This window comes from Kitasatospora sp. NPDC093679, from assembly GCF_040683455.1.
In the GTDB taxonomy this organism is placed as follows: domain Bacteria; phylum Actinomycetota; class Actinomycetes; order Streptomycetales; family Streptomycetaceae; genus Kitasatospora; species Kitasatospora arboriphila.
In genome coordinates this window covers 134,227-159,924 of sequence record NZ_JBFBDW010000011.1, presented here as the reverse complement: position 1 = coordinate 159,924, position 25,698 = coordinate 134,227, and the positions used below count along the sequence as shown (strand labels likewise).

Here is a 25,698-nt window from a genome sequence, read left to right as displayed (position 1 = left end):
CCTAAAGGATGTCACGGTCCGTCATGAGGTCGGGTGCTCCCAACGCCCGTCTCCGCGGAGGACCTTCACCCAGGTGCGAAGCTCGTCCGCGATATCGCCGGTGTACTGCTCGATGGCGAATTCGACCCGGGCCGCGTCGGCGTTCTTCCGCTGGGCCGGGGCGAGCCCAAGTCGGCCATTGGAGAACTCCAACGCGAGGCCGCCGGCGTGGTGGCCGCCGGCGCGCAAGCAGTGCTCCTGGCGACCAGCGGCGAGGATGGCGGCCTGAGCGTCCTCGGCGGCGCCCGCGTCGCGGGCGGCGAACAGGTCGCGGGCGACGTCGCCGGACAGGTGCCGGCTGATGATGCGCAGCCGGGGTCGTCGGTGGAACCGGCCGCGCTGGCGAACCCACTGCCCGTCCCGCGGCAAGAAAGCGACGGCGCGAGACTCATCTCGGTTGCTGGATGCGGCGCCAACGCCGGGGCCGGCTCCGGTTCTCATGGCCACGATGCACACGGAGACTTGCGTTGGGGTGACCGGTCCGGGCCCGCACGGGAGTGGTTCTGCTGGGTCGACGAAAAATTCTTGGAATCGCTCCGCTGCTGCGGACACGGAAAGTGTGTGGAGTCCTTCTTGCCCCATCAGCAGAGCCCGGCCGGTGATCGGCGCGCCTTCGCCTTACTCTTCGATGAGCACGCCAGGACGGTGTACCTGCATGCGGTCAGAGCGACGGGGGACGGGAGCTGGCCGACGGCGTGGTGTCCCTGACGTTCCTCGAGGCCTGGCGGCTGCGCGGTGACGTGCTCAACCCGCGGGCCTGGCTGTTGGGAGTCGCAACCAACGTGCTGCGCAACACCGCGCGGGCGGCCCGCTGGCACCGTGCAGCGATGTCCCGGCTACCTCCACGCGAGCCGCTGCCGGACTTCGCCGAGGTGGTGGGCAGGATCGTCGATGCCGACACGGCCGTGGCGGCGGTGAAGGCACTCGATCAGCTTCGACCGACAGACCTACCGCCTTCGCAACGTCGTCGAACGCTGCTTCAACCGGCTCAAGCAGTGGCACGGCCTGGCCACCCGCTACGACGAGACCCGCGAGTTCTACCGGGCCGCCGTCACCATCGCGTCCATCCTGCTCTGGATTTGATCTTTGAAGACGATCTCTAGAGCGGGCGGACCCGAGGGGCGGGAGACCGGAGTGACCGGGGCGAGGCCCGACCGGCACGGAGGCGGCAGGGGCGAGGGCCGCGCTGCCGCCCTGGAGGACCCGGGGACGCGCGAGGTGAACGCGCGGCACGGCGACGACCACGGCGTGGACCTCGGCAAGCTGCGCGCGCTCGCGAAGCGGCTGAAGACGCAGCAGGAGTTCGCCCGCGGGCTCCGGGCGACGGGCGACTCGGCGGCGCGGCTGCCGGCCACCTGATCTGCCGTCCGAGGGCTGCGGGGAGGGTTGTCCGGCCGGGCGGACGACGAAGGCAAGGGAGCGAACCCGCCCCTTGCCACTCTCAACGTATAGCGCACCGGGGGTCTTGCGGCAAGGCCCCCGTGGTGCCGCACAATCGCTCGTCTGAGCCGGTAGCTGCGGATTTGGGAGATTCACGACGTGTGTTCAGGTATGCCCGTTCACGGGACGCGGGACGGTGCGGGTGCGGCCTCGGATCGGAGTGCGTGAGATGAACCCTTCGGCCACCGGTGCGTTCGACCTGCCCGGGCACCTCGCCGCCAAGGCGGACCCGGCGCTGATCGCCGACGACGAGCGGCACTTCGCGACCGTCGCGAGGACCCTGGACCGGGAGACCGCCGAACTGTCCGGCCGCCTCGACGAGATGCGCAGGGCGCCGGGCGGCCCGGGCCGGGCGGCGATGGACCGGGACGCGGAGATCCACCGGCTGACCGCCCGGCTGCGCGCGCTGCGCCGCTTCGGGCTGGACCTGTGCCTCGGCCGGATCGTCGCCGCGGACGGCGCCGATCCGGTGTACGTCGGGCGGCTCGGCCTGACCGACGACACCGGCCGCCGGCTGCTGATCGACTGGCGCACCCCCGCGGCCGAGCCGTTCTTCGCCGCGACGCACGGCAACCCGATGGGCCTGGCGAGCCGCCGCCGGTACCGGTGGACGCGCGGCCGGATCGGCGACTACTGGGACGAAGTGTTCACGGCGGACGGCCTGGAGGGGCATGCCGCACTGGACGACCAGTCGGCCTTCATCGCCGGCCTGGGCAGCAGCCGGTCGGCCCGGATGCGGGACGTGCTCGGCACCATACAGGCCGACCAGGACGCGATCGTCCGCGCGGGCTCCCGCGGGGCGCTGGTGGTCGACGGCGGCCCGGGCACCGGCAAGACGGTCGTCGCGCTGCACCGCTCCGCCTACCTGCTGCACTCCGACCCGCGGCTCGGCCACCGCCGCGGCGGCGTGCTGTTCGTGGGCCCGCACCAGCCGTACCTGGCGTACGTCGCCGACGTGCTGCCGAGCCTCGGCGAGGACGGCGTGCAGACCTGCACCCTGCGGGACCTGGTCGCCGAGGGCGCCGGCGCGGGCGTCGAGGGCGACCCGGAGGCGGCCCGGCTGAAGTCGTCGGCGGCCATGGTGAAGGCGATCGAGGCGGCGGTGCGGATCTACGAGGAGCCGCCGACCGAGGGGATGACGGTGTCGACGCACTGGTCCGACCTCCGGCTGAGCGCCGCGGACTGGGCCGACGCCTTCGACGCGCCCGATCCGGGCACGCCGCACAACGAGGCGCGCGACCAGATCTGGGAGGAACTGGTCACGATCCTGCTGGACCGGCACGAGGACGAGCACGGGGAGGAGGAGGCGCCGCCGCGCGACCTGTTCCGCAGGTCGCTGCTGCAGGACCGGGAGCTGGTCACGACCCTCCACCGGGCCTGGCCGACGATCGAGGCGGCCGACCTGGTCGGCGACCTGTGGTCGGTGCCCGCCTACCTGCGGCTGTGCGCCCCCTGGTTGAGCCGCGAGGAGGTCCGGCTGCTGCAGCGCGCGGACGCCCGGGCGTGGACGGTGTCCGACCTGCCGCTGCTGGACGCCGCACGGCAGCGGCTCGGCGACCCGGAGGCGGCCCGGCACCGACGCCGCCGGGAGGCCGCGGTCGCCGCCGAGCGCGAGCGGATGGCCGGGGTCATCGACGACCTGCTCCGGGCCGACGACGACGGCGAGGGCGCGGTGACCATGCTGCGCGGCCGGGACCTCCAGGACAGCCTGGTCGACGGGAGCGCGCTGCCCGGCACCGACCCGGACCGGCTGGCCGGGCCGTTCGCGCACATCGTCGTGGACGAGGCGCAGGAGCTCACCGACGCGGAGTGGCAGATGCTGCTGCAGCGCTGCCCGTCCCGGAGCTTCACGATCGTCGGGGACCGCGCGCAGGCGCGGCACGGCTTCCCGGAGTCCTGGCAGGAGCGCCTGGAGCGGGTGGGGCTGGACCGGATCGAGCTGGCCTCGCTGGGCATCAACTACCGCACGCCGCAGGAGGTCATGGCGGAGGCCGAACCCGTCGTCCGGGCCGTGCTGCCGGACGCCAACGTGCCGGTCTCGGTGCGCAGCAGCGGGATCCCGGTCCTCCACGGGTCCGTGGCGGACCTGGACTCGGTGCTCGACGGCTGGCTCGCCTCCTCGCCCGACGGGACGGCGTGCGTGATCGGCGCACCCTCGTTCCGGGGGACGGGCCGGGTCCGTTCGCTGACCCCGGAGCTGTCCAAGGGGCTGGAGTTCGACCTGGTGGTGCTGGTCGACCCGGAGGGGTTCGGCGGGGGTGTCGGAGGCGCGGTCGACCGCTACGTCGCGATGACCCGGGCGACCCGGCAACTGGCCGTGCTGACCGGCCCCTGACGCACCGGAGCCCGGCCATGGTCTGGACCACTGGACGGGTTCGGGCCGGGTCGGGAGACTTGCCCGATGAGTCGTCAACGAGGCACGCCCGAGATCGAGTTGCATCGACTGGCGGTGCCGGACCGGGGCCGGCTGCCGTTCGCCGTCGGCACCTTCGACACCATCGGCCCGCTCTCCCGGGCCGGTTTCCCCCACCGGCACTCCTTCTACGAGCTGGCCTACGTCACCGCCGGCCGCGGCAGCCACGTCCTCGATCTCGCGGACCAGCCGCTGCGTCCGCCGCAGCTCTGCGCCATCGTGCCGGGCCAGGTCCACCACTGGGCTCGGGCCGCGGGGCTGGACGGCTGGGTGCTGCTGTTCGAGGAGGACTTCCTGCTGCGCCACCCCGAGGACACGGCACTGGCCCGGGAGCTGGCCGGCGCCCCGCCGCTGCGGCCCGACCGTGCGGAGGCGCGCCGGCTGGCCGGGCTGCTCGCCGACCTGGACGGTGAGTACCGCACGGCCGGGGCGGGTCACCCGGGTGTGCTGCAGGCGCTGCTGCACGTCCTGCTGGTACGCGCCGTGCGGGCACTGCCCGACCGGCCGCGGCAGGCACCGCCGGCCGCGGAGTCGGCGGCGGCGCGGCCGCACCCGCTGGTCGACCGGTTCGGCCGGCTGGTCGCCGAGCCCGGCCGGGCGGACCGGTCCGTCGGCTCTTACGCCCGGGAGCTGGGCGTCTCCACCGGGCGGCTGCACGAACTCGTCCGGGAGACGACCGGCCGCACCCCCGCACGGCTGATCCGCCAGCAGCAGACCCTGGAGGCGAAGCGGCTGCTGAGCGCCACGGACCTGACCGTCCGCCAGGTCGCGGCGGCCGCGGGCTTCGCCGACCCGGCGTACTTCTGCCGCTTCTTCCGCCGCGAGGTCGGGCTGACGCCCGGGGAGTTCCGCGCGGGCACGGGCGGAGGAAAGCACCACGGCCCGGGCGCCGAGTCCATCGACCTGCGGACGGCCCGGCCGTAGCGTCGGTGCACGGCGGGCGGGTCGCTCCCGCACCGCCGCCGGACGTTGCCTGTCATGCGCAGGACACCCCCACGGTCCTGCGCCCCCACCCCCGAACGGAGCGATCCGCCATGCCCATTCCACCTCCGCCGCAGCCCCAGGGCCGGCCCCAGGAGCGACCGCAGTCCCGGCCGACCGGCGAGCCCGGGATCACCCGCAAGAACCTGCTCAAGGCCGCCGTGCTGGCCGGCGCCGCCCCCGTCCTGCTCGGCGGCGGCGCAGCGCTGGCCCGCGACGGCGGCGGCGGCCCGGTGGGCCTGACACCGGCCTGCCACGACGGCGACGAGCCGACCACCGAGCAGATCGAGGGCCCGTACTTCAAGCCGGGCTCGCCGCTGCGCACCGTGCTGACCGGCTCCGGCACACCGCTGACGGTGAGCGGCTACGTCTTCGGCCGGGCCTGCCGGCCGCTGGCGGGCGTGCTGCTCGACTTCTGGCAGGCGGACACCGCCGGGGCCTACGACAACTCCGGGTACGGCTTCCGCGGGCACCAGTTCAGCGACGAGCAGGGCCGGTTCACCCTGACCACCGTGGTGCCCGGGCTGTACCCGGGCCGCACCCGGCACCTGCACGTGAAGCTGCAGGCCCCCGGCCGCCCGGTGCTGACCACCCAGCTGTACTTCCCCGGCGAGCCGAGGAACTCGACGGACACCGTCTTCGACCCGCGGCTGGTGATGACCGTCCGGCAGTCCGGGCCCGGGCGGGAGGCGTCCTTCGACTTCGTCCTGGACGTGCCCCAGTCACCGTCGCCGTCCCCGTCACCCACCGGGCCCACCCCGACCCCGACCGGGCCGACGCCGGGCGGCACCTGGCGGGCCGGCACGGCGTACCGGGTCGGCGACGCGGTCACCTACGACGGCGTCGGCTACGTCTGCATCCAGGCGCACACCGCCTTCGCCGGCTGGGAGCCGCCGAACGTGCCGGCGCTGTGGCGGCGGGTCTGACGGACGGGACCGGTCAGCGGACGGCGGTCACCACGTGGGCGCGCATCGCGCCCACGACGGGGCCGCCGCCGAACCGCTCCTCGATCGCCGAGGCGACCGCGTCGGTCGCCCCGGCGATCGAGATCCCGGGCCGGGCCTCGATCTCGTCGCGCATCGGCGTGCCGTGGCAGAAGGCGGTCGCGACCTCGACCGCCGACCCGGCCCGGCTGCGGGCCTCCACGGTCTCGATCCGGGGCGCCTCGAACCCGCCGGCGCCGACGTCCCGCGCGATGGCCACGTGGTCGTGGTAGCCGTGCGGGATCCGGGCCATGAAGTCCGGCGGGTCCTCGGGCACCAGCGCGGCCACGGTCGCCGCCGCGGTCGCGGCGAACTCGTTGGCGGCGATGTGGTCCCACACGTTGAACAGCAGCACGCCGCCCGGGCGCAGCACCCGCCGCGCCTCGGCGAAGGCCCGCGGCTTGTCGGGGAAGAACATCGCGCCGAACTGGCAGACCACGGCGTCGAAGGAGCCGTCGGGGAAGGGCAGGTCGAGGGCGTCGGCCTGCCGGAAGTCCACCGGGCGTCCGGTGTGGGAGGCGGCGGCGAGTTCGATCATCGGCCCGCTCAGGTCGGTGGAGACGATCCCGGTGGACCCGGGCAGCACCGCGGCGAGCTCCCGGGTCACCGCACCGGTGCCGGCCGCCGTCTCCAGCACCCGGGCGGGCCTGTCGGACATCAGTCGGGCGGCGAGGTCCCGGGCGTAGGGGCGGAAGAGGAGCGGCACCATGTACTGCTGGTAGACGCCGGGGATCGAGCCGTCGAAGGCCATGCCGTCTGCCTCCCGTGGTGGGCGACCGTGGACCGGCGGGCCGGTCGCGGCTACGGCCGGACTGCCGTTCCTGCGAGTGTGGCACGCCAGCAGGGCGGTGAGCAGCAGGATCGACGCCTCCGCAGCCGCGGGTGCACCACCAGGTGCCCCCCCCACGCCCCTGAGGTGACCACCCGCGCACCCCCGGAGCCGTTCCTAGTGCCGCGTCAGGCAGCCTTCGCCTGTCAAGGAGCGGCACTAGGCCACGGCGGCGCGGCTGCGTTCGGTGGCGATGCGCAGGGCGAAGGCGGCGAGCAGGGTGCCGGTGGCCCAGCCGTGCAGGCGCTGCAGCAGCGGGCGGCGGGAGAGGAAGCCGGCCAGTGCGCCGGCGGTGAGCACGAAGGCGGCGTTGCCGAGGGTGCCGACGGTGATCTGGGTGAGGCCGAGCAGGGCGCTCTGCAGGGCGACCTGCCCCTTCTCCGGCCGGACGAACTGCGGGAGCAGGGTGATGTAGAGGACGGCCAGCTTGGGGTTGAGCAGGCAGGTGAGGGCGCCCGTGCCGAAGAGCTTGAGCGGCCGCTCGTGGGGCATCTCGGCGGCCCGGAAGGGCGAGTGGGCCGGGGAGCGGAAGGCCCGCCAGGCCAGCCGGAGCAGGTAGCCGGCGCCGGCGAGCTTGAGCGCCAGGTAGGCGGTCGGGACGAGCGCGAAGAGGGCGGATATCCCGGCGACCGCGGCGGTGAGGTAGACGAGGAAGCCGAGGACGACGCCGCCGAGCGAGATCAGTCCGGCGCGGCGGCCCTGGCTGACGGACCGCGACACGCAGTAGATCATGTTCGGCCCGGGGGTCATCACCATGCCGAAGGAGACTGCGGCGATTCCGCCGATGGCACTCGCGCTGATCACCCGGTGAGCCTATCCCGCCCCCGCTCAGGTGTTCGACAGCCCCACCGCGCCGATGCCGATCCGAGACCGACCGACCATTGTTCGACATTGTCGAATGGCGTAGCGTCTTCACGAACGGGCTGCCCCCGCACCCGGCGCGCATGGCGACGACTGCACGCCCCGGCCCTGGCGGCCCCCGGGCCGCCTCCCCTGCCCGCGGCCCGCGCACCACCTGCCGAGGAGCCGCCGGATGTTCACCTTCACCAGCAGCGACGGGTTGGCGATCCACGTCCACGAGTGGCAGCCCGTCGGCCCGCCGCGCGGCATCGTCCAGCTCGCCCACGGCACGGGCGAGCACGCCCGCCGCTACGCCCACCTCGCCGCGTCGCTCACCGGCCAGGGGTACGCCGTGTACGCCGCCGACCACCGCGGCCACGGCCACAGCCTCGGCGCCGGCCCCGGCCCCGGCCACCTCGGCGAGGACGGCTGGAACCTGCTCGTCCAGGACATGGTCGCGCTCTCCGACCTCGCCCACCGGCGCCATCCCGGGCTGCCGCTGGTGCTGGTCGGCCACAGCCTGGGCTCCCTCGCCTCCCAGCAGTACGTCCTCGACCACTCGGAGCGGCTGGCGGGCGTGGCGCTCTCCGGCACCACCGCGCTGGACCGGCTGCTCACCGCCCTGGCCGCGGCCGGCGGCGACGCCACGGCCGCCTTCAACGCGCCCTTCGAACCCGCCCGCACGGATCACGACTGGCGCACCCGGGACGAGGCCCAGGTCGACGCCTACCTCGCCGACCCGCTCTGCGGCTTCGCACTGGACGCCCGGGGCTGGGAGGACCTCGCCGCCGCGGCACACCGGCTGGCCAGGCCGGAGACCGTCCGCCCCGACCTGCCGGTCTACGTGGCGGTGGGCGACCGCGACCCGATGAACGCCGAGCTCACGCTCTCCGACGTGGTGGTGGAGCGCTACCGGCGGGCGGGCCTCACCGACGTCACCTACCGCACCTACCGCGGCGCCCGGCACGAGATCCTGCACGAGACCAACCGGGTCGAGGTCGCGGCCGAACTGGTCGCCTGGATCCTCTGCGTCACCGGCTAGAAGACGACTCCCGGGCGGCCCGGAGCCACCCCTCCGACCCCGGCGACCTATGCACCTAGTTGCACAATCGGGTCCCGGCGGTCTACAAAGGGCCCGGGCCTGTCCGACGAACGGCGCCGCATCGGCGCGCGGCGGGGATCGCCGGACGGGCCCAGCCACCCGACCGTGCGAGGAGCCCCGGATGACCGCGTACCCCCACCTGCTGAGCCCGCTCGACCTGGGCTTCACCACGCTGCCCAACCGGGTGGTCATGGGCTCGATGCACGTCGGCCTGGAGGAGGCGCCCGACGGCTTCGAGCGGATGGCCGCCTTCTACGCGGAGCGCGCCCGCGGCGGCGTCGGCCTGATCGTCACCGGCGGCATCGCCCCCAACGAGGCCGGCCGCCCGTGGGAGGGCGGCGCGATGCTGGCCACCGAGGAGGAGGCCGCCCGGCACCGGGTGGTCACCGACGCGGTGCACGCCGCCGGCGGCCGGATCGCCATGCAGATCCTGCACTTCGGCCGGTACGCCTACCACCAGGACCTGGTCGCGCCCAGCCCGCTCAAGGCGCCGATCAGCCCCTTCACCCCGAACGAGCTCACCGACGAGCAGGTCGAGCAGACGATCGAGGACTTCGCCCGCTGCGCCGAGCTCGCCCGCGCGGCCGGGTACGACGGCGTCGAGATCATGGGTTCCGAGGGCTACCTGATCAACGAGTTCATCGCCGCCCCCACCAACCACCGCACCGACCGCTGGGGCGGCTCCTACGAGAACCGGATGCGCTTCCCGGTCGAGATCGTCCGCCGGGTCCGCGAGCGGGTCGGCGAGGACTTCATCCTGGTCTACCGGCTCTCCATGCTCGACCTCGTCCCCGGCGGCTCGACCCTCGCCGAGGTGGTGCAGCTCGCCAAGGCGGTCGAGGCGGCCGGCGCCACCATCATCAACACCGGCATCGGCTGGCACGAGGCCCGCATCCCCACCATCGCCACCTCGGTGCCGCGCGGCGCCTTCACCTGGGTGACCCGCAAGGTGATGGGCTCGGTCGGCATCCCGCTGGTCACCAGCAACCGGATCAACACCCCCGAGCTGGCCGAGCAGATCCTCGCCGACGGCCACGCCGACCTGGTCTCGATGGCCCGGCCGCTGCTCGCCGACCCCGACTTCGTCGCCAAGGCCGCCGCCGGCACCCCGGAGGCCGTCAACACCTGCATCGGCTGCAACCAGGCCTGCCTGGACCACACCTTCAGCCTCAAGATCACCTCCTGCCTGGTCAACCCGCGGGCCTGCCACGAGACCGAGCTCGTCCTCTCCCCCACCAAGCTGCGCAAGCGGATCGGCGTGGTCGGCGCCGGCCCGGCCGGCCTCGCCTTCGCGGTCTCCGCCGCCGAACGCGGCCACGCCGTCACCCTCTACGACGCGGCCGACACCGTCGGCGGGCAACTGAACGTCGCCCGCAAGGTGCCCGGCAAGCAGGAGTTCGACGAGACCGTCCGCTACTACCGCCACCAGCTGGACGCCCGCGGGGTCGAACTGCGCCTGGGCACCACCGCGACCGCCGGGGCGCTGGCCGCCGAGGGCTACGACGAGGTCGTCCTCGCCACCGGCGTCACCCCGCGCGTCCCGGACATCGAGGGCGTCGACCACCCGAGCGTCGTCGGCTACCTGGACGTGCTCCGCGACGGGGCGCCGGTCGGCGAGCGGGTCGCGATCCTCGGCGCCGGCGGCATCGGCTTCGACGTCGCCGAGTTCCTCACCGACCCGGGCGAGCAGGCCGCCCACAACGCCGACGTCTTCTTCGCCCAGTGGGGCGTGGACACCGACCACACCACTCCGGGCGGCCTCGCCGAGCCGGTGCGCAGCGCCTCCCCGCGCCGCGTCCACCTGCTGCAGCGCAAGACCGGCAAGGTCGGCGCCGGCCTCGGCAAGACCACCGGCTGGATCCACCGCACCGAGCTCAAGCACCGCGGTGTCACCACCGTCGCCGGCGCCACCTACAAGCTGATCGACGACCGGGGCCTGCACTTCGAGCTCGACGGCGAGCCGCAGCTGCTGCCGGTCGACACCGTGGTGCTCTGCACCGGCCAGGAGCCGCGCCGCGATCTGCACGAGGAGCTGCGCGCGCTCGGCATCGAGGCGCACCTGATCGGCGGGGCCAACGTCGCGGCCGAGCTCGACGCCAAGCGCGCCATCGACCAGGGCACCCGCCTCGCCGCGGCGCTCTGACGGACGACGGGGACGCGGACAGGGCCGGGAACGGGGTCAGGGCGCGAGCGGGCTGAACGTGTGCAGCTCGCCGTGCCCGTCCTCGACGACGCCGTAGGAGGACTCGGGCACCTCGTGCCAGGCGCCCTCCAGGTCGCCGAGCGGCTCGGAGACCACGATCCGCGTCCCGTCCGCCACCTCCTGCAGCGCCTCGATCTCCGGATGGAGCGTGCGCAGGGTGCGCACGTCGGTGCTGAAGAACAGCGAGCGGGAGTGGCGCTCGGTGGAGTAGCGGAAGGCCCACAGCCGGCGGCCGTCGGAGACCGCCACCGTCATCTGCAGCGGGTCGGGGACGCCGTGGCGCTGCGCGACCGCCTCGATCGTGCCGATCATCCGCTCGACGGCACGCGGGGCGTCGTCCTGCAGGCCGAAGGTCAGCGCCAGGTAGAACATCAGCTCCGAGTCGGTGGACCCCTCGATGAACGGGTACAGCGACGGGTCCACGGACAGCGCCAGGTCGCGCTTGAGCTCCGGGAAGCCGCTGATCGCACCGTTGTGCATCCACAGCCAGCGGCCGTACCGGAAGGGGTGGCAGTTGCTCTGCTGCACGGCCGTGCCGGTGGAGGCGCGGATGTGCGCCAGGAAGAGCGGCGAGCGGACGCAGCGGGAGAGTTCGAGCAGGTTGCGGTCGCTCCAGGCCGGTCCGGTGGCGTGGAAGATCGCGGGTTCGGCACCGTCGGTGCCGCCGCCGATGTCCGGGTACCAGCCGACGCCGCAGCCGTCGCCGTTGGTGGTTTCGACGCCCATCCGGGCGTGGCGGCTCTGGTCGATCAGGGAGTGCCGGGGCTTGTAGAGCAGCTCCGCCAGCGCGATCGGCGACCCGGAGTAGGCCAGCCATCTGCACATGTCCTCACCGTCCCCTCGCGGGCGCACCGGGCGGCCGGGCGGAGCGGCCGCGGACCCGTCACCCGCCTTCCACGGTAGGCGGGGCCGGACGGGCGGGCCCTCCGGGCGGCGGGCCGGGATGCAGGGTGAGGACCTCGTCGGTGCCGGTCACCGCCAGCAGCCTGCGCAGCTGGTCCGGCACGTTCTCCAGCTGCAGGGTGCTGCCCCGGTCGCGGGCCTGCCGGTCGGCGTCCAGCAGCACGTTGAGGCCGCTGGAGTCGCAGAACGCGACCGCCGCGAGGTCGACCCGGACGGCCGGCGGCGCACTGCGCGAGGCCCACGGCTGCTGCAGCGCGTCGGCCAGCCGCGGCGCGGTCTCGCGGTCGATCGTGCCCGCGACGCGCACCAGCGGGCCACCCGCCTGGGCCAGCACCACGACCGTGAGGTGGGACGGTGTCCGGACCATCTCGGAACGCTCCCTTCGCCCCCCGACACTCCACGGTAGGCCGCGCCGGCGGACCGGGCCGTACGCAGCCGTCGGGTGCGGCCGTTCGGTGCGGCCGTCGTCGGGCGGGCCGTCGTGCGCGGCCGTCGTGCGGAGCGGGGCTGTCAGGGACCGTCGATCAGCCGCTGCAGCGCCGGGGCGCAGAGGTCGGCGAGCCGCTCGGGCGCGGTCTGCTCACCGGCGCCGCCGTCCCGGTGGATGCTCAGCGTGGCGCCCAGGCCGAGCAGCTGTCCGAGGATCAGCTCGGCGCGCAACTCGGCGTCCGGGCCCTCCAGCCGGTCCGTGAGGCGGCGGGTCGCCTGGTCCCGGAACCGGCCCCTGATGATCGTCCGCTCGTCGGCCATGCCGAGCGAAAGGACGACCCGCAGCAGCGGGTCGGTGTGGCGCTCCCGCCGGACGCGGACCAGCGTGAGCACCAGGTGGCGGCCCAGCCGCTCCAGCGGGGCGTCGAGCAGCTCGTCGAGGTCCGCGGAGAAGTCCGCGGTCTGCGCGAAGAGCTCCTCCTTGCTGCCGAACAGCTTGACGATCAGCGAGGCGCTGACCTCGGCCTCGGCGGCGATGCCGCGCAGCGTGACCTGTGCGTACGGCTGGAGGGCGAAGGCCCTGCGGGCGGCGCGCAGGATCGCCTGCCGGCCACCGCCGGCGGCGGGGTCGGGGTGGGGGTCGGTGGTGTGGTCGGTCATGCCCGGCCCTCCCCGACCGCCGCGGACTCCCGGTCGCCGGCGACCGGCCCGTCCGCGGCACCGGTGGCCGCCGGGCGCTGCCGGCCGGGCAGGGCGAGCGTGACCAGCAGGGCCAGCACGGCGGCCGCAGCGGCGACCAGGAAGACGACCAGGTAGGCGTGGAGGGTCGGGGCGGTGCGTCCGCCGACCCGGAAGGTCAGGTCGGCGAGGACGGCGGCGACCACGGCGCTGCAGACGGCCTGGCCGAGCGAGCGCATCAGGGTGTTGAGGCCGTTCGCCGCTCCCGTCTCGGAGGCCGGCACCGCCCGGATCACCAGGGCGGGCAGCGCGCTGTAGGCGATGGCGGTGCCGGCGGAGACGACCGTCGCCCCGGCGATGATCATCCACAGCTGGTGGCTGGTGAAGAACCGGACGACGTAACCGACCGCCATCACGCCCGCCGCCACCGCCAGGGTCACCTTCGGTCCGAAGGCGGCGGAGATCCGCGCCGAGACCGGCGAGAGCGCCACCATCGAGAGGCCGCCGGGCAGCAGGCACAGGCCGCTGACCACGATGGACGCGCCCAGTCCGTACCCGGTGCTCTTCGGCTCCTGCACCATCTGTGCGGTGACCAGCGAGTTCGCGTAGAAGGCGAAGCCGATCAGCAGGGCGGCGACGTTGGCGAGCAGCACCGCGGGGCGGGCCGAGACCCGCACGTCCACCATCGGGCTGGGGTGGCGCAGTTCGTGGCGCAGCCAGAGCGGGGCCAGCACGACGGCAGCGGCGACCAGGCCGAGGGTACGGCCGGATGTCCAGCCCCACTGGGCGCCCTGGGTGACCGCCAGCAGCAGCGCCACCAGCACGGTGGAGAGGCCGACCGCGCCCGGCACGTCGAAGCGGCCGGCGGTGCGCACCGGGGACTCGGGGACCCGCCACAGCACCAGGGCCATGTCCAGCAGGCCCAGACCGGCGGACACCCAGAACATGGTGTGCCAGTCCGCGTGCTCGACGACCAGTGCGGCGGCCGGCAGGCCGACGGCGGCGCCGATGCCGAGCGTGGAGCTCATCAGTGCGACGGACGGGAGCACCCGGGCGGGCGGCAGTTCGTCGCGCATGATGCTGATGCCCAGCGGCACCACGGCCAGCGCCGCGCCCTGCAGGGCGCGGCCCGCGATGAGGACGCCGATGTGGGAGCTCACCGCGCACAGCGCCGAACCGAGCACGAGCACGCCGAGCGAGGCGAGCAGGACGCGGCGCTTGCCGTACATGTCGCCGATCCGGCCGAGCAGCGGGGTGCAGACCGCGCCGGTGAGCAGGGTGACGGTGACCAGCCAGCTCGCGGCGGTCGGGGTGCTTCCGGTCAGCTGCGGGACGTGCGGGAGCAGTGGCACCACCAGCGTCTGCATGACGGCGACGACCACGCCGCAGAAGGCGAGGATGCCGACGAGGTACGGGGGTGCGGAGGGCTCGGTGCCGGGTGGCCCGGTCTCGGTCATGGTGCTCCTGATCGGCAGCCGGGGGCTGGTGTACGCGTGTTCACCCCCAGGGTAAACGTCTGTGCACCCGGGCGGGTGAGCGGGTACGGGTGGGGCAGGCGGGGCCGGAGAGGTCGTCGGTCCGCCGCTCCCGGCCGGGCGGCGCGGCATGCGACCGGACGGGGTCGGGGTGCGGGCCGGTCGGGGGCCGTCGCGGGGCCGGGCGGGTGAGCCGCCCGTCGCGCCGGCCGCCGGACCGGGGGCCGTGCAGGCCGAAGCGGAACCGCAGTGGACGGTCCAGGAGGGCGAGGACCCGGCCGGCATCACCGAGGCCCGGGGGTCTCCGGCGGCCGGCAGGCCCTGCACGAGCCGAACCCCGACCTCATCGGCGACGACCCGGACCTCGTCGTCCTCGGCCAGGTCCTCCGGCTCCCCGCGTAGGCCGTTCCCGCAGGCCGTTCCCCGCAGGCCGTTCCCCGCACAGGCCCCCGGGGGATCCCGGGGATCCGTCGGACGTCAGGCCGAGGCCTGGTACGCGGTCATCCGTTCGAGCAGGCCGCGCGGGGCGTCGGCGGCGAAGCAGAGGTCGAGGTTGCCGGCGGACTCCGCGGCGGACGCCTCGCTCCGCGGGAAGAGCTCGCGCTCGTAGGCGGCGAGCGCGGCCTCGGTGTCGCCCGGGTGGGCGACGATCGCGGCGGCGAGCTCCGCACCGTCCAGCATGGCGAGGTTGGCGCCCTCGCCGGCGAAGGGCGACATCAGGTGGGCGGCGTCACCGAGCAGGGTGACGCCGGGGGTCCGCGGCCAGCGGTGCCCGATCGGCAGGGCGTGGATCGGCCGCGGCACGAGGGCCCCCTCGGCGTCCGCGATCAGTGCCCGCAGCCGCTCGTCCCAGCCGTCGAAATGTGCGAGGACCTCGGCGCGGGCGCCACCGGCGTCGGTGAAGTCGATGCCGCCGGCCCACTCCTCGGGCACCCGCAGGGCGGCGTAGCCGTGCACGGTGCCGTCGCTCTCGAGGTGGGTGAGCAGGCCGCGGTCCTCGCCGAGCGCGAACATCATGCCGCGCCCGGTGAGGCCGAGCGTCGCGGCGTGGGCGGCGGAGGTCGCGGGCAGGTCCGTCTCGACGAAGGAGATGCCGGTGTAGGCGGGGACGGCCGCCGAGACCAGGGGCCGGATCCGCGACCACGCGCCGTCGGCGCCGACCAGCAGGTCGGTGGTGAGGACGCCGCCGTCGGCGAGCCGGACTTCGTGCCGCCCGTCGCCGAGCGGCCGGGCGCCGGTCACCTTGGCGCCCCAGCGGACGGTGCCGGCGGGCAGCGAGTCGAGCAGGATGCGGCGCAGGTCGTTGCGGTTGACCTCGGGCCGGCCGCCCTCGTCGCCCTCGTCGTCGGCCATCAGGACGCTGCCGTGCCGGTCGACGATGCGCATCGCCTGGCCGCCGGGGTGGACGATCGCGAGGAACTCCTCGTACAGGCCGGCGGCGCGCAGCGCGACCTGGGCCGAGTCCTCGTGCAGGTCGAGCATGCCGCCCTGGTGGCGGGCGGTCGGCGAGGCGTCCAGGTCGAGGACGATCGCGTCGATGCCGTGGACGTGCAGCACCCGGGCGAGGGTCAGGCCGCCGAGTCCGGCGCCGACGACGGTGATCGGGTGGTGGGTGGTGGTGGTCATGTCGGAACTCCTGACAGGGATGCGGGCGGAGGCGGCGACGGGGTGGGCGCGGCGGTTCAGCGCGGGGTGTGCAGCACGCCGCTGAGCAGGACGCGGAAGCCCCAGGCGAGCCGCGCCTCGCCGGGGCCAGCGAGCAGGTCGGCGCCGAGGGCGGCGAGGTGCGGGCGGGTGTCCGCGGTGGCGCCGCGCACGGCGGCGGCGAGTGCGTCCCAGTCCTCGGCACGGGTGCCGTCTCCGCTCGCGGCGCCGGCCCGCGGGGCGTGCTCGGCGGCGGTGGCGGTGGCGAACTGCAGCAGCAGGTCGAGTGCCCAGGACGCCCGGTCGCCGGGGACACCGCCCTCGTCGAGCAGGGCGAGCACCGCCTCCACCAGGTCGAGGTAGCGCTCGCCGGAGGGGCGGGCCACCAGCGCCGACTGGGCAAGGCCGGGGTGCGCGAAGAGCAGGTCGGTGTACGAGGTGAGGACCGCGACCAGGCGGTCCTGCCAGTCGCCGGGCGTGGTGACGGGGGTGAGGTCGACGGAGCCGAGCAGGTCGTCGAGGACGGCGGCGTGCAGCTCGGCGGTGTTGCGGACGTAGACGTACAGCGAGGCGGGGCCGGTGTCGAGCTCCTGCGCCAGGCGGCGCATGGTGACCCGCTGGAGGCCCTCGGATCGCATCAGCTCCACGGCCGTGGCGACGATCCCGGAGCGGCTCAGCGCGGGCTTGGCGGGTCGTTCGCGGCGGCTGCGCGGGGCGTCGGGGTGTGCGGTCATGCCTCCACCGTAACGAACATGTTCGTGACGAACAAGCTCGTAACGAACATGTTCGTCAGAGCCGGCGACGGGCCGCCGCGTTCCACCGCCCCGGTGGCGCCCCCGGACTACGATCGGGCCATGGTCGCTCGCACGCCCGCCCGGGCGGACTCGCTGCTCTCGCTCTGGTCCAAGGACTCCGTGCTGTCGATCGCCTCGACCGGCTCGGCCCTCTCCATCGGGTCCGTCGGCTCGGTGCTCTCGGTCGGCTCGGTGGGCAGCGCGCTGTCCGCCGGTTCCATCGGCTCGGCCCTCTCGCTGGTCTCGGTCGGCTCCTGGCTGAGCACCGGCTCGCTGCTCTCCGCCCGGTCCTGCTGGTCGGTGCTCTCCTGGCGCTCCTCCCGCGGGGTGATGGCCGCCGGCGCCGTCGCGGCGGTCGCCGCCACGGCCCTGCTCGCCGGCCGCCGGACCACCCGGCCCTGAACCGCCCACCCCCGAACCGGCCGCCGCGACAGGGGCGGGTACGGCCTCGGGGAGGCCCCCGGAGGCTGGGCCGCGGCCACGACCGACGTGCTGCTTCTGCTCGCCGCCCTGGACGGCACCGGGGCGGGGCCGATCCTGCTGCGCCCCGCGACGGCCCCGACACGCCGATGCGGGAGGTGCGGGCGCTCGTCGGCGACCGACGGCACGGCCCGGGCGACCGCGCGGGCGCCGACGGAGTGTCAGCAGTGTGTCAAAGGTCGGCGGTTCTCCCTGTCGGGGTGGGCGATTGCCCCGGTCGGGCCGTGGTCCGAGACTCCAGGGACGTCGGCGGGTAGCCTGCCGGGACGACGGACCGTCACCCGGGAGACGCCACGCATGAGTACGCCAGCATCACCGCCCGGAGCGGAGCGGACCGGCCCGCCGCCCGTCCGGATCGGTGCCCTCGTCCCGCTGACCCGGCCCGGCTGGGTCGAGGCGGGCCGGCACCTGCTCGCCGGACTCGAACTGGCCGCCCGCGAGGCCGACGACTCCGGCGGGATCGCCGGAAGGCCGCTCGAACTGCTCGTCCGGGACACCGCGGCCGACCCGCAGCAGGCCACGGCGGCCGTGGACGAACTGGACCGCCTGGGCGTGGCCGCCCTCGTGGGCGAGTACCACAGCGTCGTCGCCCGGGCCGCCGCGGCCAGGGCCGACGCGCTCGGCCTGCCGTTCCTCTGCTCGTCGGCCGTCCTCGACGCGCTCACCGATCGGCCGACCGAGGTGGTCGCCCGCCTCGCCCCGGCCCAGTCCCACGGCTGGCGGACCTACGCGGACTTCCTCCTCGGCGCGGGCCACCGCAGCATCGCCGTCGCAGCCGAGCCGAGCGTCTACTGGGCGACCGGGACGGGCATCCTGCGGGACCGCCTCGCCGCGCACGGGGCGACCGTCGTCGAGTGCGACATGCGGGCGCTCTCCCCCGCGGACCTGTGCGAGGAGCTCGCCGGCCGGCGGACGAGCGCCCTCCTGCTGCTGGTCGGACACCCGGAGCCGGCGGTGCCGATCGTCCGGGCCGTCCGCCGCGACCCACGCCTCGCCGGGGTCCTCGTCGGCGCTCCCGCCGGGCAGCCGGAGTTCGCCGCATGGGCGGCGCTGCTGGGCGAGGACGGCGCCGGGATCCCGTTCCTGCGCTACCTGCCCGAACGCCTCGGCCCGCTCGGCACCCGGGTCGGGGCGGCCCTCCGCGAACGGCTGGGCGAGGCCCCCTCCTTCGTCGCCTTCGAGGGCTACGACACGATCGCCGTCCTGACCGAGGTGCTGCGCACCCGCGGCACCGGGCGGGCCGACGTCTCCGGGGCCTGGCCGCACGTCGCGGTCGAGGGCACCCGCGGAACGATCCGGTTCTCCCGGGTGCCGGGCATCGGCGTCCGGCAGTGGGCCTGGCCGCCCGTCCAGGTCGTCGACCGGGATCCTGCGGCCCCCGACCGCTTCCGGGTCCTTCACTCCGGTTGAGGGCTCGCACGAGGGCTCGCAGCCCCGGCGGGGCGGGCACCGCGGCCGCGCAGACGGCGGGCCGGCTCCGTCAGACCGAAGCCGTCGGCCCACTCCGGTGCCGTCCGGCCCCTCGTCCGGGCCTCGACGTCGGGCCCTGCGGGCCGCAAAACCTGTGGAACCCCAGGCGGTGAGCGGTGAGGATCGGCCGATGACCACTGATCCTTCTGCTCCTTCTGCGGCCGAGGCCGCCGCCGCTGACCGCGAAGCACTGCTGACCGTCCTCGGTCGTCCGATCCCCCACGACTGGCCGGACGGGGCCTGGGCCGCGGGCCGCCGCGTCACCGTCGTCGGCGACGAGGCGTTCGAGGGGCCGTGGCAGCGGGAGTTCCGCGGGACGATCGACGGCTTCGCCGCGCCGCAGCCGATCGAGCACCGCCGTGCCCGCCCCGGCGACCTGGCGTACTGGGTCGCCTTCGACGAGCCCGAGTACGACGTCGACGGGGACGGCCCGTACCGCAAGGCCCTGATCTGGGAGCGCCACCTGCGCCCCGGTCCCGAGCCGGCGGAGGGCTGACGGGCGGCCACGGCCCGGTGCGGCCGGCGGTCGGTACGATGCACGCCGGACGACTGGGGGAGCCGCGGTGTACTGGGTCGGGCTGGCGTTGTGCGTGCTGTTCGGCGGTGAACTGGGGGCGGTGGCCGCGGGCATCGCGGACACCGGCGTTCCGCTGATCGTGATCGGCGCGAACCTGGCGCCGTGGACGGCGATGCTCGGATTCGCGCTGCTGCTCGCGGGCCGCCGCCGGCGGCAGGAGGCCGTGGCGGGCCCGGTGCGGACGGAGGCCGCGATGGCCCGGATCGAGTCGTCCCGGGCGGTCGGCGAGGGCCCGGAGATCCCGCTGCAGCTGGATCTGACGGTGGCGCCGACGGGCCGTTCCGCGTACCGGGCGCACGCCACGGCCGTGGTGAACCTGATGGACCTGGAGGACTACCGGGCCGGCCGGACGGTGGTCGTGGACCACGATCCGGAGCGGCCGTGGGACGTGCGGGTGCGCCGGCGGCCCGGCGCGGAGTTCGCCGGCCGGATCGCCCTCGCCAAGATCGACACCGCACCGGTGGAGACCCGCCGCAGCGCCCCCGCCCGCACCCGCGAGGCGGGCGGCATCCGGCTCGGCCTGCTGGCGGCCCTCGCCGGGGCGCTGCTCTCGCTGGTGCCGTTCCACGGCCTCTACGGCTGACGGCTGACGGCTGACGGCGTCCGGCGGGACCTCCGCGGGCGTCAGGTGCGCAGGTCGAAGACGCCGTAGGAGAAGCCCTCGGCGCGGATGCGGGAGCCCTCGACGGTGACCCGGTCGACCTCCAGGGGGTGGGCGCCGGCCGGGGCGGTCCCGGGGGCGAGGGAGGCTTCGGCGGCGTCGCGGCGCGGGTTGACGACCACCAGGTGGGTGCCGCCGCGGAGGTAGACGAACGGGTAGCCGCTGTGCAGGACTTCGACTCCGGCGCCGGCGCCCAGGGCGGGGTGTGCGCGGCGCAGCGCGACCAGCCGTCGGACGCGGTGGAGCAGCGAGTCCGGGTCGGCTAGGGCGGCGGCCACGGTGGGGCGGTCCTCGGCCGGGTCGATCGGCAGGTAGAGGCGGTCGGCGGGGGCGGTGGAGAAGCCGGCGTTGGGGCCGTCGTCCCACTGCATGGGGGTGCGGGAGCCCTGGCGGACCTGGCCGTCGTCGAGTTGGGCGCCCTCCTTGTCGGGGGTGCCGGGCACGTACCGCATGCCGATCTCGTCGCCGTAGTAGATGGTCGGCAGGGTGGGCCAGGTGAGTTGGAAGGCGAAGGCGGGGGCGGTCATGTCGCGGGTGCGGGTGCCGCAGGCGAGCCGGGAGAAGTCGTGGTTGGCGGTCGGCAGGGCGACGTGGCCGGAACCGGCGACGGCGGCGGACGCGGACTGCCAGGCGGCGAGGAAGGGCTCCATGCTGCCGCCGCCCTCGGGGGCGAAGTAGCAGGGGGCGGTGCCCCAGTCGGCGCGGTGGCTGCCCTGGGCGTTGCCCCAGAGGGAGCGGAGGGCGTCGCCGACGAAGTGCAGGAAGAAGTCGGCGTGGAAGCCGGCGGGGACGGAGACCGCGGGGTCTCCCCATTCGGCGACGAGGGCGCAGTCGGGGTAGGTGGTGTCGATCCACTCGCGCATCTCGGTCCAGAGCTTGCCGGTCTCGGCGAGCCCGGGGTCGTCCTTGACCAGGGAGAAGGCCATGTCGACGCGGAAGCCTGCGATGCCGCGGTCGAACCAGTACGCCATGATCTCGCGCAGCGCGGCCCGGTTGGCCTGCGGGCCGGGGGCGTCGACGCCCTGCCGCCAGGGTTCGTCGGGGTGGGGGCGGGCGTAGCCGAAGTTGAGGGCGGGCTGCACGGGATAGAAGTTGGCGAGGTAGTAGCCGTCGCGGGCGCCGGGGGCGGGGATCCAGTGCGAGACGGGGGTGCCGATCCGGTCGGACCAGATGTAGCGGTCGTCGTCGGGGTCGGCGGCGGAGGCGGTGAACCAGGGGTGCCGGTGGGAGGTGTGACCGGCCACCAGGTCCAGCATGATGCGGATGCCGCGTCGGCGGGCCTCGGCGACGAGCCGGACGAGGTCGTCGTTGGTGCCGTAGCGCGGGGCGACGGTGAGGTAGTCGGCGACGTCGTAGCCGGCGTCGCCGAAGGGCGAGGTGAAGCAGGGGCTGAACCAGACCACGTCGACGCCGAGCCGTTCCAGGTGGTCGAGGCGGCTCAGCACGCCGGGGAAGTCCCCGATGCCGTCGCCGTCGGAGTCGGCGAAGGTCTGCGGATAGATCTGGTAGATCACGGCGTCGGCGAGCCAGGCCGGGGTGCGGCGGCCGGGCGGGGCGGGGACGGGCGGGGCGGGGACGGGCCGGTGCGGCGGTGTCGGCTGGGTCATCGGAGGCGGTTCTCCTTCGGCGACGGCGAACAGGGGCCTTCAGGGCATGCTGCCAGGCCCCTACCCGCCGGGCCCGTCGTGGACGCGGCCGGGTCGGGGCGCCGGTGCCGAATCGGACACGCGACCCGCCGCCGGGTGGACCGGGCCGGACGGACCGGACGGGCCGAGGACGGCGGGTCGCGTGTCGAGCGGGGTGTCAGGTGAGGGTGGTGCGGTCGGCCCTCGCGTGGACGGTGAGCCCGTCGCCGTCCACCGAGACGCTGCTCGCGGCCAGGCCGATCGGCAGCTCCGGCAGGGTGCGGTCGCGCTGCTGGAAGACCGCGGCGAAGCGGGTGTCGGCCGGGTCGAGCGGGCGGCCGGCCAGGGTCGCGGTCGCCGGGACGACGGTCACGGTGTGCCCGGTGAGCCGGACGTCGGCGGTGACCTCCAGCGGCAGGCCGAGGACGCCGCGGGCGAGGTGCAGCCGGCCGTGGTCGGCGGTGACGGTGGAGTCCGGGCCGAGTGCGGTGGCCAGTGCGTCGAACGGGACGGTGAACCGTGCCTCGGCGCCGGCCGCCGTGTAGTGGCCGGACCGGTCCGAGACGTCCCGCAGGTCGACCCGGGCGGCCACCGGCAGTCCGGCGGCGGTGTGCGCGTCGGCCCGGACGGTGACGGCCGGGAAGGCGCCGCGGGCCGCCTCCAGCAGGAACGGGAAGCCCTCGACGGTCACCTCCGGCGTGCCGACGACGGCCGGCTGCCGGTCGGCGACCCGGTGGGCGAGCCGGTCCTCGGCGGCTCCGGCGGCCACCCGGTCGGTGCCGAGCGCGGCCGCGGCGAGGCCCGCCAGTGCGGCGGCGGCCACCCACCGCGGACGGATCCGCCCCCGCGGGACTGCCCGCGGCGGACGCGGCGGGCGCGGCACCGTGGCGCGGGTGCGGCGGGCGGCCGCCGTCCGGGGCGTCACGGTGCACCGGCCGCGGTGGGCAGGGCGGTCTGCTCGGCGTCCGTCCGCTCGGCGGCGGCTGCGGGCTCCGCAGTCCCGGGCTCCGCAGCCGCGGGCTCGGCGGCCTCGGCCGTCGGCTCCTCCGTCCCGTCGCCCTCGATGTCGATGTGCGGCAGCAGCGCGTCCAGGCGGCGCGGGAGCCACCAGTTGCCGCGGCCGAGCAGCACCATCGTCGAGGGCACCAGGATGCCGCGCACCACCGTGGCGTCCAGGGCGACGGCGGTGGCGAGGCCGATGCCGAACATCTTCACCACGGGGTCGTCCGAGAGCAGGTAGCTCAGGAAGACGCTCACCATGATCAGGGCGGCCGAGCTGATGATCCGCCCGGTGCCGCCGAGGCCCTCCACGACGGCGCGGCGGTTGTCCCGGTGCCGGAGGTAGGCGGTGCGGACGGCGGTCAGCAGGAACACCTCGTAGTCCATGGAGAGCCCGAACAGCACCGCGAACATCAGCAGCGGCACGTAGCCGGGGATCGGCACCGGCCCGTCGAGGCCGAGGAGGCCGGCGCCGTGGCCCTGCTGGAAGACGGCGGTGAGCACGCCGTACGCGGCGCCGACGGAGACCAGGTTCATCACGGCGGCCTTCACCGCGACGACCGGGGCGCGGAAGGCGAGCAGCAGCAGGAGTCCGGCGATGGCGAGGACGAAGCCGACGACCAGCGGCATCCGGCGGGCCAACCGGTCGTTGAGGTCCGCCTGGGCGGCGGGTGTGCCGCCGACGTGGACGGTGTCGCCGCGGCCGGCCGCGGCGGGCAGGGTCTCGCCGCGCAGCCGGTCGACGAGGTCGGCGGTGGCCGGGTCGGAGGGGGCGGTGGTGGGGGTGACCTGCCAGCGGACGGAGTGCTTGTCGGTGGAGAGCTGCGGCTGCCCGGCGGCGGCCACGCCCGGGGTGGTCTGCAGGGCCCGGGTGACGGCGGTGACGCGGTCGTCGGTGAGGCCCTCGGCCGGGGCGGCGAGGGTGTCGGTGACCTGGAGGGTGCCGTTGATGCCGGGGCCGAAGGCGGTGGCGAGCCGGTCGTAGGCGGTGCGGCTCGCGGAGCCGGTGGCGTTGGATCCCGCGTCGAGCTGGCCGAAGGCGAGCTGGGCGGCGGGCAGCGCGAGGGCGCCGACCAGGAGGGTCGCGGCGATCAGGCAGCGCCACGGCCGGGCGGCGACGACCTCGGCGATCCGCCCCCAGCCGCGGGGGCCCGCCTGGTCCGCCTTCGCGCCGCGCCGGGGCCTCGCGGCGAGGCGGGGGCCGAGCAGGACGAGGACGGCGGGCAGCAGGGTCAGGTTGATGCCGACGGCGACGAGGACGGCGATGCCGGGGGCGAGCGCCAGGGCGTACAGCAGCGGGATGCCGCCGAGGGCGAGGCCGGCGAGTGCGGCGATCACGGCGCTGCCGGCGAAGGCGACCGCTTTGCCGGAGCCGGCCGTGGTGCGGACGGCGGCCTCCTCGCGGCCGACTCCGGCGGCGAGGAGTTCGCGGAAGCGGGTGAGCCCGAAGAGGGTGTAGTCGATGCCCACGCCGAGGCCGATCATCGCGGCGATGGTCTCGCCGGAGGACGGCATGTCGACCAGGTGGCCGACCAGTCCGAGCACCGAGAGCGAGATGCCGAGGCCGAGTCCGCCGGCGAGCAGCGGGAGGCCGGCCGCGACCAGGCCGCCGAAGGTGAGGGCGAGGACGACGAAGGCGGCGGCGAGGCCGATCGCCTCGCTGTGGCCGGTGGAGCCCTTGTCGACGGCGGCGGCGAGGAAGCCGCCGGGGGTGACCTCGATGCCGGCCGCGGTGGCCGGGGCGGCCGCGGCGGTGATCCGGTCGGTGATCCCGGGGGTGATCTCGCGTCCGGTGACGTCGAGTTCGACCGACAGGTAGCCGGTGCGGCCGTCGGCGGAGATCGCCTTGGCGCCGGCCGGGTCGTACGGGGTGGTGACGGCCACGACGTGGTCGACGCGGGCGATCGCGGCGGCGGCCTGCTTCACGGCCTCGGTGCTCGCGGGCGAGGTGAGCAGCGGCCCGTCGGCGGCGGTGTGCAGGACGAGCGGCTGGCGTCCCGAGGCCGAGCCGGGGAAGGCCTCGTCGCCGAGGTCCCGGGCGGCCTGGCTGTCACTGCCGGGGATGGACACCGCCTCGGTGGTGACGCTGCCCAGCACGCCGACCGCGGCGAGGGCCGCGGCCAGGAGGAGCAGCCAGGCGGCCACCACGCGTTTCGGTCTGCGGGCGCACCAGCGCCCCACGGCGGTGAACATCGGCACACCGGCCTTCCGTACGGGGACGGGGTGGCGCCGGGCCCCCCGCCGAACTCATTGCACTCTTCGTGCAATCAGTACGTTGCACTGGCGGTGCAATAATGTCAACGTGACGGAAGGAGGCCCCGGCATGCCGCAGAACCCCGACCCCGGACGGCCCGCGGAGGGCCGGACCGCGCGACCCGCGGACGACCGGACCGAACAGCCCGCGGACGGCCGCACCGAACGCGGACGGCTGACCCGCGAGAAGATCGCCGACGCGGTGCTGTCGCTGTTCGACGAGGGCCTGGTGCAGTTCCCCGCCGAGCGGGTGGCCGAACGGGCCGGCGTGTCACGGCGCCTGGTGTTCCACCACTTCGCGGACATGGCGCAGCTGACCGACACCGCCGTCACCCGGCGGATCGACCAACTGCTCTCCCAGATCAAGCCGTTGCCGACCGACGGCCCGCGGGAGCTGCGGGTCGCCGCCCTGGCGGAGCAGCGCGGCCGGATCCTGGAGTGGCTCACCCCGACGCGGCTGGCCATGATGCGGCTGGAGAACCCGTCCGAGCGCGTCCAGGAGGCGGTGCGGATGATGCTCGACTACGGCCGGACGCGGATCTCGGAGATCTTCGCCACCGAGCTGGACCGGCTGCCCGAGGCCCGCCGCACCGACCTGCTCAACGCGCTGGACGCCGCCACCACCTGGAGCACCTGGCACCACTGGCGCAGCTCCGGGCTCGACGTGGCGGCCGCCCGCCGCACCATGGCCACCGCCGTCCACGCCCTGCTCGCCGCCACCGACCGCCCGGAGACGATCCCCGACCCCCCGGACGGGTGACGGTCCGCAGGAGCGCGGGGCGTTCTCGGAAGAATCGTCGGCGGCGGTGTCGGATCGGGGCGCAGGCGTTCGTAGAAGGGGTGAGCGGCCGCCCGTGAGGGGCGCCCCCGAAGCACAGGA

The 25,698-nt window shown here is 75.1% G+C and carries 22 protein-coding genes and 2 pseudogenes; 12 read left to right on the top strand and 12 right to left on the bottom strand.

Annotated elements, in window-relative coordinates:
* Positions 1–21: 21 nt before the first annotated feature.
* Positions 22–480: a hypothetical protein gene (locus AB0O09_RS12555; protein ID WP_363541578.1), complete on the bottom strand. Its 459-nt coding sequence runs from the start codon at positions 478–480 to the stop codon at positions 22–24.
* A gap of 495 nt (positions 481–975) precedes the next feature.
* On the opposite strand from AB0O09_RS12555, the pseudogene AB0O09_RS12550 reads away from it, so the two are divergent.
* The 5 genes and pseudogenes from AB0O09_RS12550 to AB0O09_RS12530 form a co-directional block, all read left to right on the top strand.
* Positions 976–1,068, top strand: a pseudogene (locus tag AB0O09_RS12550) (IS5/IS1182 family transposase); the annotation flags it as partial.
* 165 nt (positions 1,069–1,233) lie between these two features.
* Positions 1,234–1,424, top strand: a pseudogene (locus AB0O09_RS12545) (DNA alkylation repair protein); the annotation flags it as partial.
* 224 nt (positions 1,425–1,648) lie between these two features.
* On the top strand, positions 1,649–3,814 hold the full coding sequence (helR, locus tag AB0O09_RS12540) for an RNA polymerase recycling motor ATPase HelR (RefSeq protein WP_363541577.1): 2,166 nt from the start codon (positions 1,649–1,651) through the stop codon (positions 3,812–3,814).
* Positions 3,815–3,880: 66 nt separating this feature from the next.
* Positions 3,881–4,816 (top strand): helix-turn-helix domain-containing protein, encoded by a 936-nt coding sequence (locus AB0O09_RS12535; protein ID WP_363541575.1) that lies wholly within the window; start codon positions 3,881–3,883, stop codon positions 4,814–4,816.
* A gap of 110 nt (positions 4,817–4,926) precedes the next feature.
* A complete protein-coding gene (locus tag AB0O09_RS12530; RefSeq protein WP_363541574.1) occupies positions 4,927–5,799 on the top strand; it encodes a carbohydrate-binding protein in 873 nt (290 codons plus the stop codon).
* A gap of 13 nt (positions 5,800–5,812) precedes the next feature.
* On the opposite strand, the gene AB0O09_RS12525 is transcribed toward AB0O09_RS12530, so the two are convergent.
* Positions 5,813–6,607 (bottom strand): class I SAM-dependent methyltransferase, encoded by a 795-nt coding sequence (locus AB0O09_RS12525; RefSeq protein ID WP_363541573.1) that lies wholly within the window; start codon positions 6,605–6,607, stop codon positions 5,813–5,815.
* A 237-nt stretch (positions 6,608–6,844) separates the two neighbouring features.
* Entirely contained in the window at positions 6,845–7,489 is a 645-nt protein-coding gene (locus tag AB0O09_RS12520) for a LysE family translocator (RefSeq protein ID WP_363541571.1), read from the bottom strand.
* Positions 7,490–7,718: 229 nt separating this feature from the next.
* Here AB0O09_RS12520 and AB0O09_RS12515 point away from each other — a divergent pair, with 229 nt between their 5' ends.
* Both AB0O09_RS12515 and AB0O09_RS12510 read left to right on the top strand, forming a co-directional pair.
* Complete coding sequence (locus AB0O09_RS12515; RefSeq protein ID WP_363541570.1) at positions 7,719–8,567, top strand: alpha/beta fold hydrolase; 849 nt, start codon at positions 7,719–7,721, stop codon at positions 8,565–8,567.
* 181 nt (positions 8,568–8,748) lie between these two features.
* Positions 8,749–10,770: an NADPH-dependent 2,4-dienoyl-CoA reductase gene (locus AB0O09_RS12510; RefSeq protein ID WP_363541569.1), complete on the top strand. Its 2,022-nt coding sequence runs from the start codon at positions 8,749–8,751 to the stop codon at positions 10,768–10,770.
* Positions 10,771–10,806: 36 nt separating this feature from the next.
* Here AB0O09_RS12510 and AB0O09_RS12505 read toward each other — a convergent pair whose 3' ends face one another.
* From AB0O09_RS12505 to AB0O09_RS12480, 6 genes are all read right to left on the bottom strand, one after another.
* The gene (locus AB0O09_RS12505) at positions 10,807–11,655 is read right to left on the bottom strand and encodes a class II glutamine amidotransferase (RefSeq protein ID WP_363541568.1); all 849 of its coding nucleotides are present in this window, start codon (positions 11,653–11,655) and stop codon (positions 10,807–10,809) included.
* 58 nt (positions 11,656–11,713) lie between these two features.
* On the bottom strand, positions 11,714–12,100 hold the full coding sequence (locus tag AB0O09_RS12500) for an STAS domain-containing protein (RefSeq protein ID WP_363541567.1): 387 nt from the start codon (positions 12,098–12,100) through the stop codon (positions 11,714–11,716).
* A 143-nt stretch (positions 12,101–12,243) separates the two neighbouring features.
* Complete coding sequence (locus tag AB0O09_RS12495; protein ID WP_363541566.1) at positions 12,244–12,822, bottom strand: TetR family transcriptional regulator; 579 nt, start codon at positions 12,820–12,822, stop codon at positions 12,244–12,246.
* Entirely contained in the window at positions 12,819–14,297 is a 1,479-nt protein-coding gene (locus AB0O09_RS12490) for an MFS transporter (protein WP_363541565.1), read from the bottom strand. The genes AB0O09_RS12495 and AB0O09_RS12490 overlap by 4 nt, the downstream gene beginning before the upstream one ends.
* Before the next feature lie 495 nt (positions 14,298–14,792).
* Positions 14,793–15,941, bottom strand: a complete 1,149-nt coding sequence (locus tag AB0O09_RS12485; protein WP_363541564.1) for an NAD(P)/FAD-dependent oxidoreductase — start codon at positions 15,939–15,941, stop codon at positions 14,793–14,795.
* A gap of 56 nt (positions 15,942–15,997) precedes the next feature.
* The gene (locus tag AB0O09_RS12480) at positions 15,998–16,693 is read right to left on the bottom strand and encodes a TetR/AcrR family transcriptional regulator C-terminal domain-containing protein (protein ID WP_363541563.1); all 696 of its coding nucleotides are present in this window, start codon (positions 16,691–16,693) and stop codon (positions 15,998–16,000) included.
* A gap of 120 nt (positions 16,694–16,813) precedes the next feature.
* Here AB0O09_RS12480 and AB0O09_RS12475 point away from each other — a divergent pair, with 120 nt between their 5' ends.
* The 4 genes from AB0O09_RS12475 (at position 16,814) to AB0O09_RS12460 (ending at position 19,863) form a co-directional block, all read left to right on the top strand.
* Complete coding sequence (locus tag AB0O09_RS12475) at positions 16,814–17,155, top strand: hypothetical protein (RefSeq protein WP_363541562.1); 342 nt, start codon at positions 16,814–16,816, stop codon at positions 17,153–17,155.
* 375 nt (positions 17,156–17,530) lie between these two features.
* Positions 17,531–18,643, top strand: a complete 1,113-nt coding sequence (locus tag AB0O09_RS12470) for an ABC transporter substrate-binding protein (RefSeq protein WP_363541560.1) — start codon at positions 17,531–17,533, stop codon at positions 18,641–18,643.
* A 190-nt stretch (positions 18,644–18,833) separates the two neighbouring features.
* Entirely contained in the window at positions 18,834–19,199 is a 366-nt protein-coding gene (locus AB0O09_RS12465; protein WP_363541559.1) for a ferrous iron transport protein A, read from the top strand.
* A 67-nt stretch (positions 19,200–19,266) separates the two neighbouring features.
* Complete coding sequence (locus tag AB0O09_RS12460; protein WP_363541558.1) at positions 19,267–19,863, top strand: hypothetical protein; 597 nt, start codon at positions 19,267–19,269, stop codon at positions 19,861–19,863.
* A 41-nt stretch (positions 19,864–19,904) separates the two neighbouring features.
* Here the strand turns inward: AB0O09_RS12460 and AB0O09_RS12455 are convergent, their stop codons facing one another.
* The 3 genes from AB0O09_RS12455 to AB0O09_RS12445 all read right to left on the bottom strand — a co-directional run bounded on the left by AB0O09_RS12455 (position 19,905) and on the right by AB0O09_RS12445 (position 24,758).
* On the bottom strand, positions 19,905–21,548 hold the full coding sequence (locus AB0O09_RS12455) for an alpha-amylase family glycosyl hydrolase (RefSeq protein ID WP_363541557.1): 1,644 nt from the start codon (positions 21,546–21,548) through the stop codon (positions 19,905–19,907).
* A gap of 196 nt (positions 21,549–21,744) precedes the next feature.
* Positions 21,745–22,389 carry a DUF2993 domain-containing protein gene (locus AB0O09_RS12450; RefSeq protein ID WP_363541556.1) on the bottom strand — a complete coding sequence of 215 codons (645 nt, stop codon included), beginning with the start codon at positions 22,387–22,389 and terminating at the stop codon, positions 21,745–21,747.
* A gap of 98 nt (positions 22,390–22,487) precedes the next feature.
* Complete coding sequence (locus AB0O09_RS12445; protein WP_363541555.1) at positions 22,488–24,758, bottom strand: MMPL family transporter; 2,271 nt, start codon at positions 24,756–24,758, stop codon at positions 22,488–22,490.
* A gap of 130 nt (positions 24,759–24,888) precedes the next feature.
* On the opposite strand from AB0O09_RS12445, the gene AB0O09_RS12440 reads away from it, so the two are divergent.
* A complete protein-coding gene (locus tag AB0O09_RS12440) occupies positions 24,889–25,578 on the top strand; it encodes a TetR/AcrR family transcriptional regulator (protein ID WP_363541554.1) in 690 nt (229 codons plus the stop codon).
* Positions 25,579–25,698 lie beyond the last annotated feature (120 nt).